Origin of the sequence: Bradyrhizobium sp. MOS002 (genome assembly GCF_003020115.1) — a bacterium.
Classification (GTDB): Bacteria; Pseudomonadota; Alphaproteobacteria; order Rhizobiales; family Xanthobacteraceae; genus Bradyrhizobium.
The window spans coordinates 21,350-36,023 of sequence record NZ_PYFX01000023.1; the positions used below are offsets into that span (position 1 = coordinate 21,350).

The window sequence follows — 14,674 nt, forward strand, 5'->3', positions numbered from 1 at the left end:
CCTCCTGGTGGCCTTAACTTTCCTGTCCCTTGCTCGGGAGCGCTTTCTTGCTACCGCGGTGCTCCGAAGGCTTTTGGCGGTGAGTGAGATTGTGCGCTGTGTTCACCAGAGCGATGTGAGAAAAGGCCTGGGGGAAGTTGCCCACCAACCGACTTCGCCCGGTGTCGTACTCTTCCGACAGCAGACCGACGTCATTGCGCAGAGCAAGAAGACGCTCGAACAATGCCTTGGCGTCAGCATCGCGGCCGATCAGGTGATAGGCATCGGCCAACCAGAAGCTGCAGGCCAGAAACATCCCTTCGCCAGGCGGCAGGCCATCCTTGGTCGCCTTCGTATCGTATCGCTGCACAAATCCGTCCTTGAGCAACTCGCGTTCGATAGCTTCAATGGTCGAGATCACTCGGGGATCTTCGGGCGGCAAGAAGCCTACCGCCGGGATCAGCAGCAGGGATGCATCGAGTTGGGACTCACCGTAGACCTGAACGAAGGTCTTTCGCTGTTCATCGTAGCCGCGTTGGCAGACATCTTCCTGAATGGCGGCGCGCTGCGCTTTCCAATCGTCCACGGGACCATGCATGCCGAACTCGTCGGCCGATTTGATGGCTCGATCGAAAGCGACCCAAGCCATGATCTTCGAATAAGTGAAGTGTTTGGCGCCGCCTCGCACTTCCCAAATACCTTCATCCGGCTCCGTCCAGATTCCCTTGAGGTGATCGAGGAGGGCACAATGAATGGCCCAGGCTCGCTTGTTCTCGGCCAGACCGCCTCGGCGGGCCTGGTATAAGGCGTCCATCAACTCGCCATAGACATCAAGCTGAAGCTGGGTGTGCGCCGCGTTCCCGATACGCACCGGGTTTGAGTTTTCGTATCCCGACAGCCAGGGCACCTCCCACTCGGTCAGCCTGCGCTCGCCCGTGACGGCGTACATGATCTGCAACTGCTTCGGGCTTCCCGCCACGGCGCGGATGAGCCAGTCTCGCCAGGCGCGCGCCTCGTCGTAGTAGCCGGCCCCCATGAGGGCCAACAGAGTCAGCGTGGCGTCCCGCACCCAGCAGAAGCGATAATCCCAGTTGCGAGAGCCACCAATTTGCTCCGGAAGCGAGGTCGTGGCGGCAGCGACAATGCCGCCGCTGGGTCCGAACGTCAGGGCCTTGAGAGTTATGAGAGATCTCAGAACCTGGTCCGAATATGGCCCGGCCGCTTCACAGCGGCTGGACCAATCGCGCCAGAAACGTTCTGTACGATCCAGGAGAAGCCACGGATCGTCATGGGAGGCTGGATCTTCATACGATGTCTGGTAGGAGAGAACAAAGGCAGCGCGTTGGCCCGGTTCGACGGAGAACGCGCCGACTGTCTTCATCGAGTGGCCGTGCAGCGGCACCCCGGTCCTCAGCACCAGCATGGACGCTCCCGCGACCAAGCTGACTGCACCATCCTCCAGGCGGCTCACCCACGGTACACTGACCCCATAGTCGAACCGTGCGACCAGCTCGGTTCGCATCTCGACCGATCCTTCGATGCCCTCAACGATCCTGACGACGTTCGACACGCCCGTCTTGCGGGGCATGAAGTCGATGAGACGTGCACGGCCCGTCTCCGTCGCGAAGACGGTCTCCAGGATCAGCGTGCCTGGTCGGTAGCGACGCTCGGTCATATAACCTTCGACCGGGCGAAGGCTCCAATATCCGTTCTTCTCCTCCCCCAGCAGCCGCCCGAAACAGCTATCGGAATCAAACCGCGGGAAGCAGAGCCAATCGATTGAGCCATCGCACCCGACCAAGGCGCCGGTCTCGCAATCGCCGATAAGCGCGTAATCTTCGATCCGGGCCATCAGGACACCCTCGATGGTCAATGGAAGCCGCGCCATCCAGTTCCGACGTCAGTCAGTCCTGAGTATGTACTTTCGTTTAGATTGGCAACGCACCCGCGCCGTATCGCTGGTGCTGCCCGCTCCGCTGGCCCTACCACCCCCAGCACGCGGCATTTGAATGGAGGGGCTGTTTCCGCCGACGACAGCTGCGGTTTCAGCCGCGTTCGCGGATCGCGGACCACACCGAGATGAAGGCCGCTTGACCCACAGTAACTGCTTACATTTGCAAGGGATGCCGTGGCGGGTATAGGGTCACTCGATCGAGGTACCATGACGGCATTCACGGTCTACTCTTCAAAGAATGGGAAGACGGTCCACACCGTTCGGTTGAGCCCCGCCACAACCGTCGCCAAGGCGCTCGCCCTCCACAGCGAAGGCTGGCAGGTGCATATTACCGACTCCCATGGAAGGCGATTTGATCCCGCCGATTTCGACCAGGTGCTCGGCGCACGGATCGCCCCGGCTCCGGACCCGGTCTAGCTTCAAGGCGCACTCTCGGCCCCGTCGCACCGTGCCCCCACTATAGGGCCATCAAAGGTCCTCACGAAGGCCCTTGAAGAACGGATGCCTGACCCTACCCTCCGCCGACTTCGCCCGGTACTCGATTTCCGTCAGCAGCTTCGGCTCGACCGTGGGCGATCCGCTTGGCGTAGGGCTGCGTCTTCCGGACGAGCGGCTCCAACCGTCTCCGGAGCTCCGCCGTCCACGTCTTGTCGAAGCCATGATCGACCTTGCCGGCATAGACGAGATCGTTGGCCTTGCGTCGGCCGACGTAGAGGCCATCCCACTTGGTGCCATCCAGGGCGAAGCCGGCGATCGTCAGCTTCTACCGCTACGCGCAGGCTTTCTTGACCCAGTTGTTGCCGCAGACGCTGGCATAATCGCTGTCGCGGACATTCGACACCACGTCTTCGAGCCCGGCAGACGAAGCTTTGCTTCGATTAGGCGCGGTAGAGAAACAATGATGTTCCATTTTGCTCGATTATCGTAGCTGTCCTTCCGGTGCATCTAGAGCGCGAAGCGGCGGCTTCCATCGATGCCGCGCAGCCAAAAGCTTGGGGCTTCAAGTGCGCGACGGTCACTGGACTTCTCCGCGTCCGTCCTCACTCGATGAGGATTGGCGCGGCCAAGTCGATGCGCTCGCCCGGCTTCAGGTCGATTCCGAGGGACAGCGACCACTTGCCTTCGGTCGCGGCCGTTGTCCGGACCTTCCAGGTATCGGAGCTCACCCGCTCCGCGGTGGCGGCTATGGGTGGGACGTTCTTCTCGGGGTTTGACAACGTCACCGACAGCGCATCGACCGAAAGCGGCTTTTCGTCGCCGTCCTCCAATTTCACTAGGATCTCGACTGGTCCGTGGCGTCCTGGCCTGATCGTGACGTCCGCCGTCACCTGCGTCCCGCAGAGATGCGTGAAGAACGGCTCGTCCGCCGGTGCGGCTTTGATCGCAGGCACCACGACCGCTGTCGGGACGCTCGATGCGATCTGCAGCCTCGGGCCCTTGGCGCCGACGGGCCCCACCTCGAAATCGACGTCCACCCGTCCGGCACGCTCGAACCTCAGAGCGACCGGAATGCGCTGTCCCTCCTCGAAGGGCGCGGTGAGGCCGACGAACATGATGTGGTCTCCGCCGGGCGCGAGCGTTACCGTCTGATCCGGTGGAATCAGCAGGCCGTCTTCAATGGGGCGCATCGTCATGATGCCGTCCTGCATCGACATGCGATGGATTTCGACCTTGCCCGCGGACGCGCTCGACGCCGACAGCAATCTGTCGGGTGCAGCTCCGCGATTTTCGATCGCCAGATAGCCGCCCGCGACCTTGGCGCCCTTGGGGGTGGCGCGGCTCCAGGCCTGACCGACGACGACGTCATGGGCCGAGGTCGGGGCGGAGCCGATGAACGCCAGAGCGGCGGCTACGACGATCATGGCCTTGGGAATGTGGTGCAGCATGACTTGACCTCCGCACAGGTCCGGAACGGACTAAACGCCGGTCCCGGCTTTCGATCTAAGCTTCGCAGACGGGCGCGCCTTCGACGTTGACGCGGCGCAAGCTCGAACGGCTAGTGATCGACGAACCTGTCCTTTGCGGTCAGGACCACACCGCCGGTCTCGTCGCGAGCCGTGAACACCACGTCGCCCCGACCGTCCGCCGACCCCGTCAAAGTCACCCGCAACGCTTCGGATGTCTCGGGCCCCACCATGAAGGAGGAACCATTCTGGATGCCGACGATGGCGAGTTTGGCGTCGACGCCGCCGACGGATAGCGTGTAGCTGTGCGGAGCCGACGACTTGTTCAGAAGCTTGACCGTATAGGCGTTTCGCAGCGATCCGTCCGAGAGCTGGACGGCCACGGGATCGCGGTCGTGCTGAACGGAAAGGATGGCCGTTGTCTTGGTCGCGAACGCGACGCCTATCGTGGCGGCGAGCCCCACGCATGCGGCGGTCAAGCCGATCGTCTTCGGTCGTACCAGCCTGTTGACCGGCTGCTCCTTCCGATGGCCCCGCTCGATGTTGTTCCAGCTTTCGTAATCGATCAGACCGCGTGGGCGGCCGAGCTTGGACATGACCCCGTCGCACGCATCGACGCAGAGCCCGCAGTTGATGCACGCGAAGTTCGGGCCCTCGCGGATGTCGATCCCGATCGGACAGACGGCGACACACTGGCCGCAATCGACGCAATCGCCGGCCGGCCTGCCTTCGAGCCGGACCGCCGTGGACTTCTTGGCGGACATCCGCTGTTCGCCGCGATAGTCGCGATAGTTCACGGTATAGGCTTCCGGATCCCAGATCGCGCCCTGCAACCTTGGCCACGGACACATGAACGTGCAGACCTGATCGCGGGCGAAGCCGGCCAGCCCGTAGGTCGTGCCGGCGAAAACGACGATCCAGGTGGACGCGTTCGCGGACGCCTCTCCGGACGCGAAGCCCCGCAGCAGGGCCGGCGCGTCGGTGAAATAGAATATCAGCGTGCCGCCGGTCGCTAAGGAGATCAGCAGCCAGGCCGCGTGCTTCGCGGCGATCTGGGCGGCGCGTTTCGCAGTGAGCGGGGCATTCCTGTTTTTCAGGCGCAGACGGCGGTCGCCTTCGATCAGCCGTTCGACCAGCAGGAACAGGTCGGTCCAGACAGTCTGCGGGCAGGCGAAGCCACACCAAAGACGTCCCGCCAGCGCGTTGGTCAAGATCAGGATGGTCGCGGCGAACACCATGAGGCCCGTGACGAGGTAGAAATCCTGCGGCCAGATCTCCACGAAGAACGCGTAGAGACGTCCGTTCGCGAAATCGAGCAGGACGGCCTGGTCCGGCGCGTTGGGCCCGCGATCCCAGCGGATGAACGGGGTGGCGTAGTAGACCGACAGGGTCAGCAGGAGGATCCCCCACTTGATCCGTCGGATCGGCCCCTTGACGGACTGGGGTACGACGGGCTGCCCTGCGGCCGCTGCGGCCTTGGCTCGGGTCTTGGCGTGATCGATCTCGATCGTGAGGGCCATGGCGTCAGATCCCCACGGCCGACAGCGGGGTTGGCATGACCTTGCGAAATTCATCGAACACGGCGACCTCCGCACAAACAGGGCGTCGCCCGCTGAAGGATGGTCTCAAGTCCTGCACGCCGCGACGTTGTCGGGGCAAACTCGACTTCGAACGCGCCGTCCCGGCGCCAAAGGCAACTCAGTTCACGGCCGCGAACCCGAGTGAAGCCTTGATCGACGGCTCGATGAGATCGGGCGTCCAGGCCGGATCGAAAGTCATCGTCACGTCGGCAAAAACGACCCCCGGGACGGCAGAAGCGGCTGCCTGCGCCCCTTCCCTCAGAAAACCCGTCGCGGGGCATCCCGGGGTCGTCGCGGTCATGGTGATCCGGACTGCCCCCGCCTCGACGGCGATGTCGTAGACGAACCCGAGGTCGACGATGTTCTCCCCGAGCTCCGGATCGATCACGACCCGCAGCGCGTCGCGCACGCGGCCGACGAGCTCGCCGGTCACGACGGGGCCCGGACTGTCAATTCGTAGGTGGCGCCCTCCGGCGTGAACCCGCCCAGCCAGCGGAAGCCTCGCTTTTCCAGCTGCGGAAACAAGAACACCGGCTCCCGGCGCAGGAACGCCGACAGCGTTTCGCCGGGGCCGAGCTTGTCCGCTTCCGCGAGGATCCTGATCATGGGCTCCGGTGGGTCCAGATCCCTGTTGTCGAGCGTGACGGCGGGAGCCGGCCAGTTGTCGAAGCTCGATCCGGCCGCTGCGACCTCCTCGGGCCGGGGCTCCCCCGGCGTGAACAGGACTTCCCACTCGCCGCCTCCAAGGGCCTGCTCCGCATGAGCGAAACCTTTCTTCTCCATCACGGCGAACAGCGGGATCGGCTTAAAGGTCGCATAAAGACGCAATCCCTGTCCGGGCTCCAGGCCTTGCAGCGCCGACATGATCACCGAGAAAGGCTCGCCTCCAGCGCGCAGGATCGGGCGGACGTCGACGTCGATGTAATCGGTCATGGTGTTCCTCTCTCAGTTTCTTGCGAACAGAAGATGCGGCGGGACCGCCCCGGCGGGTAGCCGTAGCGGGCTCGCGACGTCGCAGAGCCGACGGATACGCACGATTTCATGGACGATGCCGACGACTCCGACGGTCATCGCAGCCGCCGCCACGCGGAATGCTGTCGGCTCGCCCGCCAACAGGGCCACGGTCCCGAGCCAGACCGCCGCGTAGTAGACGACGAACCATTTCGTCGCCCGATTCTCGGCGACGAGATCCTGGACGCGCGGCGTGGGAGCGCGGCCCATCACGGGGCCGTAGGTTTCCAGCCACGTTAGGAACGCGACGATCTTGTAGAGCTTCGCGAGCACCAGACCCGACAGCCACCCAAACACGGCGAGGAAAGCGAAGGCGCCGACATGCGGCGTGAAACCGTCGAAAAAGACGAGCGCGACCCCCAGAAGCGCCGCGCCAGCCAGGCTCGCGAACGAAAGCGTCGCCATCCGCATGTTGAGCTCGAGCTGGCGCCGTTTGCGGTTGCGGAAGATGCCGGCGACGTCGCGCCCGTACAAGCCGGCGCACACGAGGCCCAGAAGCGCGGCGATCGACAGCACGATCGGCAGACCGGCCGCGAGCCCGATCGCAAGGGCGCCGCCCGCCACGGCGAACGTGACGGCCATCGCTCCCATCGCGAGCGTGACACGGCTTTGCCGGTCGTCGACGTCCGGAGCCAGCATGAACATCGCCAGCAGACGGTAGCTGACGCCCATCGCCGTCAAGGTGAGCCAGCCTCCGAGACCGGCGATGGCGTGCAGCGGGATGCCGCTCGCGAGAACGGTATCACCGAAAGATCCGGCCCATCCCGAGAGTGCGAAAGCGAAGAACGATCCGAAGACGACGGTGACGCCGAGGCAAGCCAACCCGACGAGAACGAAACGCGCCGGTCCCGTCGGGCGCAGCCATGCCGTGAGCCCAAGGTCCACGACGACCAGACCGAAGCCGGCGACCAGCAGAACGGCGCCGAGCGGCAGCGACCAGAACGCCGTCGGAAGTCGGCCGTCGAGCGAAAGAAACCCTCCGAGCAGCGACAGGAGGCCCACGCTCAGCAGGGCAAGGGCCGGCAAGGCCCATTTCTCCGCGAACAGCGGCTTGGCCACCAGGACCGGAACGAACTGAAACAAGGCGCCGCACATGGCGAGGCTTAACCAGCCGATGCAGGTGACGTGAACGAGAACGAGCGTGTCGGGAGAAGCGATGTCGGCAGTGGGATAGCCGACGCCAACGACCATCATGAACAGCGCGACGAACAACCACGCGAGCGCCGCCGCGAAGTAGGTCATGGTCCATCGGGAGATGCTGGCGCCGATCATCGATCAGAACTTTCGCGTGCGGCAAAGCAGCGGTGCGTAGGCGAGAGCAAAGCCGAAGAAGGCGAACGTCCATGCGATGCCTGCCACCGCCAAAAGCGAGACGGAGTGGCTGGGCTCCACCGCCGCGCACATGCGCGCGAGAGCGGCGACCACGATGGCCGCGTAGACGGCCTGGACGAGCCCGGATGCCTTCAGCGCCTGACCCGTGTGTCCGAGCGAGGCGCGCGTCATCACCGCGAGAGTCATCGACCCGATAGCCCCGCCGGTCCAGGCGTGAATGCCGGCACTCGGGACGACGAGATCGACCGCGGAGAGCGCCGAGAGGAAGAAGCCGACGGGAACGAAGGCGTAGGCCACGTGCAGGATCAGGACGAGGCGATCGGAGAAGGTCCGCTCTCCTGCCCAGCGAACCAAACGGGCCAAGTGGAGAAGCCCTGCGACAGCGAGGGCGACCGCGGTCGACCGACCCGACGGATAGATCACCCATGCGGCCAAGGCGCAGAGGCCAGCGACCATCGCGAGCACGTCGAAGCGGTTGAATGGAACCGGATGGCGTCCCGGGGGGCGGCGCGCAAGCCAGTTGCGCGTGAAACTCGGCACGATCCTGCCGCCGATGACGCAGACCAGGGTGACGGCGAGGGCAACGCCGGCGCGCGTCGAAAACTCCGCGAGTCCCGTGATATGAGCCTCGATGTGGAAGGCGACGTTCGCGGCGGCGAGCAGCGAGACGATGGCGACGACCTTCAGGTTGTTCCACTTGCGTCCGGCTAGTATTTCGCGCGCGGCCGCCGCCGCGAGAAGAACCAGAAACGCGGCGTCGACCGCCAGCGCCATTCGCCAACCGATCACGTCGGAGAACGAGGTCGCGGCTCTTCCCGCGACCCAGGACCCGAACAGCACCGCCAGCGGCTTGCCCTGGATCGGCAGTCGTCCCGTCCAATTGGGAATTGCGGTCAAAAGGAACCCCGCTACGACGGCGCTGACGTACCCGAACAGCATCTCATGGACGTGCCAGTCCCGCGGCGCGAACGCGGTCGGCAACGAAAGGTCGCCGGCGAACGCCGCGAGCCATAACGGAACCGCCGCGCCGGCGTAGATCGCGCCGAACAGGAAAAACGGGCGGAAGCCGTGCGACAGCAGGGCCGGTCCCTCGTAGTCCCTCAATTTCTGCATCGTCGCCATGGCGCGCCTTCCAATCGAATTAACGCCAGAATAGGTGGTCGCCGTCGCCCTCTCTTTGTCGAGGCTCAAACTAGTGAATCATCCGCCCGCCTGTTTGATCGGCGACAAAGATCAGATCGGAGCCTGGATTATCTACGAACCGTCACAACGGAGAACGAGATGCGGATTTTCGAGAGACTGCGCGGGAAAGACCGGAGCGACAGCGGTATCGAGCGCAAGCTCGTCGGGAGCGTCGTGACCGACCTCATGGACCGCTTCGACGAAGAAGGTCCAAGGGAGGTCGTGGAAGAATCCAAACCGAACTGCTGCACATGCTGCTCGGCGGAGGTGAATAACCGATAGCCTGTCCGCGTCAGAAAGGGCCGGGCATCACATTCAATTGCGCGCTCGACTCCCTTTGCGTTTGGAGTCGTTCCCGAAATTCGCCAGGAGCAGAAGGAGGCGCGCCAGCCGTTTTTCACTGGAATTAAAGAGCTGGTCGATCAGATCTTCTTCAACACGACTGTTTCGGGTGAGCAGGTAACTCATGAACAGTTCGGAAAACTTGGAGCTGGTCGTGCAGCGCCGCGAGCATGGCCGTTTTCGTGATCACCGTGATCAGCGATGCCTCCATCGCTGTCGTCGTTGCACTCCGGAGCGAATGGCCGTTCATGCAGCCTTCGCCGAAGAATTGGCCTGGCTCCAGGATTCCGACAACGGCTTCCTTGCCTTGCTCGGACATGACGACGACCTTCACCCGGCCTTTTTGGATAAGGAAACCTAGTCAAACGTGATCTTTGGAGAGTGAGCAATTTTGCTCAGACATCCGAACGTGGACATGCAATTTCTGCCACCACCGGGGTTTTGCTCGCCCTCCCGGGGCTGGAAATGCCGCCGTCCGCGACGCATTTCAGCGGGCGGCGCTTTTTGCTAAGCGGCTAGACGCCTTCCCGATCGAACTTGACGATGACGTCCTCTCCGTTCTCACCTTGGAACGCCGCCGCGCAACGTGCCCTTTATGGTCTCGAGTTGTGGCCCTTGTCGGCACTACGAACTTGACCGTGTCACCGGTGCGATCTTGGCCAAGCCGACTCGAACACCATCGTGGCGCTGTCGGTGCCCTTCCTTGGCAACTTCTCCTCCACTTCGGCGGCGTGCGGGGCGCCGCGGCCAAGCCGAAGTCTGCCCAGCGTGGCGGTCTTTTCCATCTGTCTTTTTCATCTGTTTTTTCCCGAAAGGGCCGCCTGGTTTCGCCGGGCCTCGACAAGCCGATAGGCCGCACGGCATCTCCAAGATTGCGCCAGCGCAAGTTCCGGGAAGGCTTTCCGAAGTAGACAGCTGGCGCTGCCGTTGAGGCTTGCCCGGAGTGCGGGTAGTCTTTCGGCCGCACTCGAGGGGTTCCCATGGCCGCAATTGACCGGTCGCTAGTGGCCAATCTGCCGATGTTTGCCGGGTTGTCGCCCGCTGAGCAGGACGAGCTGCTGCGCGAGGCCCGCTCGGTCAGGTACTCGAAGGGCAGCGCGGTTTTCGACCAGGGCGCCCCCGCCGAGCGGTTCTTCCTTCTGCTGCATGGCCATCTTCGCGTCGAAAAGACGACCGCGCAAGGTCAGCAGACAGTGGTCCGCTACGTCTCCGCCGGCGAACTCTTCGGCGTGGCGCAAGCCATGAACATGACCCACTATCCCGCGACTTCCGTCGCCGCCGTCGACAGCATCGCGCTGTCGTGGCCCTCGTCCTCCTGGCAGCGGCTAATCGTCAAATATCCCACGCTTGCGGCGAGCGCGCTTGAGACGGTCGGCAGCCGGCTTCAGGACACCCAGGCGCGCGTCATCGAGATCTCGAACGAGCACGTGGAGCAGCGGGTGGCGCATGCGCTGCTGCGCCTCGCCAAGCAGGCCGGTAAGAAGGTCGATGCCGGGGTCGAGATCGACTTTCCGATCAGCCGTCAGGATATCGCCGAAATGACGGGGACGACGCTGCACACAGTCAGCCGGATTCTCAGCGCCTGGGAAACCGAAGGTCTCGTCGAGGGCGGCAGGCAGCGCATCGTGCTTCGCGATGCGCACCGCTTGCAGGGCCTCGCCGAAGGCGAAGAAGCCATACAGGTTCGCCGGCGCGGCCCCTAGGGGAACGTGCCCATGACCGGAGTCAACTAGAAGATGCCTCGTCCTGCGCCAGCCCGGTTGACGCGGACGCGATCGGCGGTTCTGCAGCTTGGTCGCAGCACGAAGCTGCCGGATCAGCGAAATCAGCCCAGAATCCATCGAATCTCGATCAGTTGGCGGGGCCTGTAAGCAGCTATGAGTACGTGATGGAGGACCAGAACTGCTGCTGGTCAACGCGCGGGCCGGAGCATCGCGGACGCAATCCATCTCCATCGCCGTCTCTGAATCTCCTCAGCAGCGATCGGCCGCCTTAGTCCTGGCTGAGCGAACGCAGCCAAGCCAAACGCGAGATCGCTCTCTCCGCGAGCCGCTGCAGCATTTCGACGCGCTCGGCATCGCCGGAGCGCTCGGCACCTTCGAGATAGGCGTCGGCCAGCGCCTCGGCGATCGTCGGCGCGTCCCGCTGCTCGAGCGTCTCCGGAAAGCTTCCGAAATCGCCGACCTCGTCGGCCATCCGCATGGTCGTTTCGCGGAGCTCGCGCGTGCGCACCGCAGCCGCCCCTTCCAGACGCCGCTCGAGCGCCGCAAGATGCGTCGCGAGGCAAAGCTCAAGCCTTCGCGCCTCGGTCCGCTCCGCGGGTAGGCGCGCTTCGTCTGCCCGTTCCCGTCCGTGCTCTCGATGATAGGCACGTCGCCGCTCCTTGCGCAGCGTCGCGACGTGGCCGAGCTCTTCCTTGGCCATCGCCTCCGAAGCCTTCTTGATCTCGGGATCCTTCGAATACGCGGCCAGATAGGACCAGAAGGCGAAGGCGCGTTCCTCGTTGCGCACCGCCATCGCGAGCGCGTGGTAAGGCGTCATCAGGTTCGAAGCCTTGATCTCGGCTGTGGCGTCACTGTCGAACGTCTCGGGCGCCTCCCAGCGAACAAGGGCTGGATCTGGCAGCTTCCCGCGGCGCGACTGTGACCAGCGCTGCACGCTGTCGACATGTTCGCGTTCGGCCGCCGCCAAATCGGAGAAGACCGTCAGCAGGTCGAAACGGTCCTGACGTCGCATCTCTTCGGCGAGTTCCCCGTACTTGGTCGCGGCCTCCTGCTCCATAGCGTTAGCGAGCGCAAACAGTTCGTCGAGCGACTGCAGCGTCCCCGCCGGTTCCATCTTCAAGAGCGTCGTTCGCAGCAACGGCATGATCATATTCCTCGGCTGTTTGATGCAGCGCAAATTGCGAGGCCATTCTTATCATTACATAGACCCTCTTGACGCAGCACGATTTGCGTTGGCTCAATCGGTCCGCCCGTCCGGCGTCAACGACGATCCCGGGACATCAAACATCAAAATTCGAATGGAATGAGCGTGCTCGGGCAGACCCGTTGCGCTTTGAGGTACTCCATGGTCCGGAGTTGTTTCGCTCACAGACGGCCTGCATCTGCAGCGGCATTCGCGGTCATTGTCGCGATCTGCGCGACGTTGTGGACACATGCGGCGCTCGCGGCCGGCGATCTCGCCACTTATCTGCCGAAGGTCGCGCCCGCCGACTTCTTCCAAGGCGCCGACCGATTCGGTCCGCCGCAGGGAGATCCGCCGATCGTTCCGGTCTACCGCGGCGAGCAGTTGCAAGGATTCGTCTACCTCAATTCCCAGTTCGCCAACGCGACAGGTTACTCCGGCAAGCCGATCCAGGTTCTGATCGGCATCGATACCAAAGGCGTGCTCAGGGGGTTCAAGCTGGTCGAGCACAAGGAGCCGATCGTTCTCGTCGGGATTCCGGAGAAGAGAATTCTGGATGCCGTCAACAAGCTGATCGGCGCCGACATGGGCGAGGTGGCGCGCGGTGCCGCGCAGGCGCCCCAAGTCGACATCGTCAGCGGGGCGACGGTCACGGTCCTCGTGTTCGGCGACAGCATCGTCCGTTCCGCGACGAAGCTGATCAAGAGCGGTCGACTCGGCGCCCAAGGCGATGCAGCCGCCAGCGCAGCGCCGCAAACGTCGAAAGCGATCGATCCCGGAATAAGCGAGGTTCGCGATTGGCAGACGCTCCTCGGTGACGGCTCGGTCCGGCGGCTTTTCCTCTCGGTTGCGGATATCAACAAGGCGTTCGAAAGCACGGGTAACGCCGCCGCGACCGCCCATCCGGAGGCAGGCGATCCCGACGACACATTCATAGATCTCTACGTTGCCGACGTCGCCGTTCCCACGATCGGACGCAGTCTGCTCGGAGACGACGGCTATCAGCGACTCGTCGGCCGTCTCAAGCCGGGCCAGCAGGCGCTCGTCGTCGCCGGATCCGGCCGCTACTCGTTCAAGGGAGCCGCCTACGTCCGCGGCGGAATCTTCGACCGCATCGAGCTGGTTCAGGAAACCAACAGCGTCCGCTTCCGCGACCGCGATCACACCCGGCTCGGCAGCCTAGCCGCCGAGGGTGCACCCGACTTTCCGGAAATCGCTCTGTTCACGGTGCCGCCCGAGCTTGCCTTCAATCCGGTCGAACCATGGATGCTGCAGCTGCTGGTGCAGCGCGTGGTCGGCGCCCGGGACAAGGCGTTGGTCACCTTCGATCTCGGCTATGCACTTCCCGAGGCCTACCTGAAGCGGCAGGCGCCCCCGGCGCAGCCTCCACAGGCGGCGGCTTCGAAGGCGTCGGCGACCTCGGTTGCCGAGACGCGCGAAGTCGGTACGCCGCCGCCCGCGTCCGACGAGGAGCCGCTGTGGATGCGGATCTGGCGCACCAACACCGTCAAGGTCGGCTTCACCGTGGCGGCGCTTGGCGCGCTCACCCTCATCTTCTTTTTTCAGAACGTGCTGGTTCGACGTCCAGCCGTGTACGTCTGGGTGCGCCGAGGCTACCTGCTCTTCATCCTTGTCTGGCTTGGCTGGTACGCGAACGCCCAGCTCTCTGTCGTCAACGTCCTGACCTTCGCGAACTCCCTATTGACCGGATTCAGCTGGGACTATTTCCTCTCGGCTCCCCTGATATTCATCCTCTGGGCATCGATTGCGGCCGGGCTGCTGTTCTGGGGCCGTGGACCGTTCTGCGGCTGGCTTTGCCCGTTCGGCGCCCTCCAGGAATTGCTCAACAACGTCGCGCAAGCGCTCAAGGTGCCTCAACTCCGCGTTCCCTGGGGACTTCACGAACGTCTCTGGCCGATCAAGTACATCATCTTCCTCGGCCTGTTCGGGATGTCGCTCTATTCTACCGCCTTCGCCGAGCAGCTCGCCGAGGTCGAACCGTTCAAGACTTCCATCATCCTGAAGTTCGCGCGGGAGTGGCCGTTCGTCCTCTATGCGCTGACCCTCCTCGCCGCCGGATTGTTCGTCGAGCGCTTCTTCTGCCGCTACATGTGCCCGCTCGGTGCGGCGCTGGCGATCCCAGGGCGTATCCGGATGTTCGAATGGCTGCGGCGCTGGCCGGAATGCGGCTCGCCCTGTCAACGCTGCGCCAACGAGTGTCCGGTACAGGCGATCCATCCGGAAGGTCACATCAACGTCAACGAGTGCATCTACTGCATGCACTGCCAGGAACTCTATTTCGACGACCACCGCTGCCCGCACATGATCCAGGTGCGGCTGAAGCGGGAAAAGCGCCAGGCGATGTCGTCGCCATCGATGCGCTCCGGCGCCAAGGGCCCGGACACGCTCATCATTGCGGGCGGGAAACCCGTTGGCGCGTCGCCCGCCGACACTATCACTCCACCTGCAACCTGAAACCGAAG

12 protein-coding genes and 2 pseudogenes are annotated in these 14,674 nt (G+C 63.8%); 4 read left to right on the forward strand and 10 right to left on the reverse strand.

All coding sequences use genetic code 11. The annotated features are described in order from the left end of the window. Positions 1–13 precede the first annotated feature (13 nt). Entirely contained in the window at positions 14–1,834 is a 1,821-nt protein-coding gene (locus tag C7G41_RS33150; RefSeq protein WP_106946517.1) for a glycoside hydrolase family 15 protein, read from the reverse strand. 306 nt (positions 1,835–2,140) lie between these two features. Here C7G41_RS33150 and C7G41_RS33155 point away from each other — a divergent pair, with 306 nt between their 5' ends. Further along, positions 2,141–2,350: a hypothetical protein gene (locus C7G41_RS33155; RefSeq protein ID WP_106946476.1), complete on the forward strand. Its 210-nt coding sequence runs from the start codon at positions 2,141–2,143 to the stop codon at positions 2,348–2,350. 51 nt (positions 2,351–2,401) lie between these two features. Here C7G41_RS33155 and C7G41_RS38490 read toward each other — a convergent pair. The 7 genes and pseudogenes from C7G41_RS38490 to C7G41_RS33190 form a co-directional block, all read right to left on the reverse strand. Further along, positions 2,402–2,801: pseudogene (locus C7G41_RS38490) on the reverse strand (DNA ligase); the annotation flags it as partial. A 172-nt stretch (positions 2,802–2,973) separates the two neighbouring features. Continuing rightward, complete coding sequence (locus C7G41_RS33165; RefSeq protein WP_106946477.1) at positions 2,974–3,819, reverse strand: copper chaperone PCu(A)C; 846 nt, start codon at positions 3,817–3,819, stop codon at positions 2,974–2,976. A gap of 110 nt (positions 3,820–3,929) precedes the next feature. Further along, a complete protein-coding gene (gene ccoG / locus C7G41_RS33170; protein WP_106946478.1) occupies positions 3,930–5,357 on the reverse strand; it encodes a cytochrome c oxidase accessory protein CcoG in 1,428 nt (475 codons plus the stop codon). A gap of 178 nt (positions 5,358–5,535) precedes the next feature. Then, on the reverse strand, positions 5,536–5,850 hold the full coding sequence (locus C7G41_RS38035; protein ID WP_199198744.1) for a metal-sulfur cluster assembly factor: 315 nt from the start codon (positions 5,848–5,850) through the stop codon (positions 5,536–5,538). Then, the gene (locus C7G41_RS33180; protein ID WP_106946479.1) at positions 5,847–6,350 is read right to left on the reverse strand and encodes a DUF2249 domain-containing protein; all 504 of its coding nucleotides are present in this window, start codon (positions 6,348–6,350) and stop codon (positions 5,847–5,849) included. The genes C7G41_RS38035 and C7G41_RS33180 overlap by 4 nt, the downstream gene beginning before the upstream one ends. Before the next feature lie 12 nt (positions 6,351–6,362). Next, positions 6,363–7,700, reverse strand: coding sequence for a hypothetical protein (locus C7G41_RS33185; RefSeq protein ID WP_106946480.1), 1,338 nt, complete (start codon positions 7,698–7,700; stop codon positions 6,363–6,365). A gap of 3 nt (positions 7,701–7,703) precedes the next feature. Beyond that, positions 7,704–8,882 carry an NnrS family protein gene (locus tag C7G41_RS33190; protein ID WP_106946481.1) on the reverse strand — a complete coding sequence of 393 codons (1,179 nt, stop codon included), beginning with the start codon at positions 8,880–8,882 and terminating at the stop codon, positions 7,704–7,706. 159 nt (positions 8,883–9,041) lie between these two features. Between C7G41_RS33190 and C7G41_RS33195 the strand changes: the two genes are divergently transcribed. Beyond that, positions 9,042–9,224 carry a hypothetical protein gene (locus tag C7G41_RS33195; RefSeq protein ID WP_106946482.1) on the forward strand — a complete coding sequence of 61 codons (183 nt, stop codon included), beginning with the start codon at positions 9,042–9,044 and terminating at the stop codon, positions 9,222–9,224. A 66-nt stretch (positions 9,225–9,290) separates the two neighbouring features. On the opposite strand, the pseudogene C7G41_RS33200 reads toward C7G41_RS33195, so the two are convergent. Continuing rightward, positions 9,291–9,639: pseudogene (locus C7G41_RS33200) on the reverse strand (Crp/Fnr family transcriptional regulator); the annotation flags it as partial. Between the two features lie 625 nt (positions 9,640–10,264). Here C7G41_RS33200 and C7G41_RS33205 point away from each other — a divergent pair. Then, positions 10,265–10,987 (forward strand): Crp/Fnr family transcriptional regulator, encoded by a 723-nt coding sequence (locus C7G41_RS33205; protein ID WP_106946483.1) that lies wholly within the window; start codon positions 10,265–10,267, stop codon positions 10,985–10,987. A gap of 289 nt (positions 10,988–11,276) precedes the next feature. On the opposite strand, the gene C7G41_RS33210 is transcribed toward C7G41_RS33205, so the two are convergent. Then, the gene (locus tag C7G41_RS33210; protein ID WP_106946519.1) at positions 11,277–12,152 is read right to left on the reverse strand and encodes a ferritin family protein; all 876 of its coding nucleotides are present in this window, start codon (positions 12,150–12,152) and stop codon (positions 11,277–11,279) included. Positions 12,153–12,353: 201 nt separating this feature from the next. Here C7G41_RS33210 and C7G41_RS33215 point away from each other — a divergent pair, with 201 nt between their 5' ends. Next, on the forward strand, positions 12,354–14,666 hold the full coding sequence (locus C7G41_RS33215) for a NosR/NirI family protein (protein ID WP_106946484.1): 2,313 nt from the start codon (positions 12,354–12,356) through the stop codon (positions 14,664–14,666). Positions 14,667–14,674 lie beyond the last annotated feature (8 nt).

Excerpts from the sequence above, each read along its gene's own strand:
- C7G41_RS33155 (WP_106946476.1), top strand. The coding sequence starts at position 2,141 with ATGACGGCATTCACGGTCTACTCTTCAAAGAATGGGAAGACGGTCCAC.
- C7G41_RS33165 (WP_106946477.1), bottom strand. The coding sequence starts at position 3,819 with ATGCTGCACCACATTCCCAAGGCCATGATCGTCGTAGCCGCCGCTCTG.
- ccoG (WP_106946478.1), bottom strand. The coding sequence starts at position 5,357 with ATGGCCCTCACGATCGAGATCGATCACGCCAAGACCCGAGCCAAGGCC.
- C7G41_RS33180 (WP_106946479.1), bottom strand. The coding sequence starts at position 6,350 with ATGACCGATTACATCGACGTCGACGTCCGCCCGATCCTGCGCGCTGGA.
- C7G41_RS33185 (WP_106946480.1), bottom strand. The coding sequence starts at position 7,700 with ATGATCGGCGCCAGCATCTCCCGATGGACCATGACCTACTTCGCGGCG.
- C7G41_RS33190 (WP_106946481.1), bottom strand. The coding sequence starts at position 8,882 with ATGGCGACGATGCAGAAATTGAGGGACTACGAGGGACCGGCCCTGCTG.
- C7G41_RS33195 (WP_106946482.1), top strand. The coding sequence starts at position 9,042 with ATGCGGATTTTCGAGAGACTGCGCGGGAAAGACCGGAGCGACAGCGGT.
- C7G41_RS33205 (WP_106946483.1), top strand. The coding sequence starts at position 10,265 with ATGGCCGCAATTGACCGGTCGCTAGTGGCCAATCTGCCGATGTTTGCC.
- C7G41_RS33210 (WP_106946519.1), bottom strand. The coding sequence starts at position 12,152 with ATGCCGTTGCTGCGAACGACGCTCTTGAAGATGGAACCGGCGGGGACG.
- C7G41_RS33215 (WP_106946484.1), top strand. The coding sequence starts at position 12,354 with ATGGTCCGGAGTTGTTTCGCTCACAGACGGCCTGCATCTGCAGCGGCA.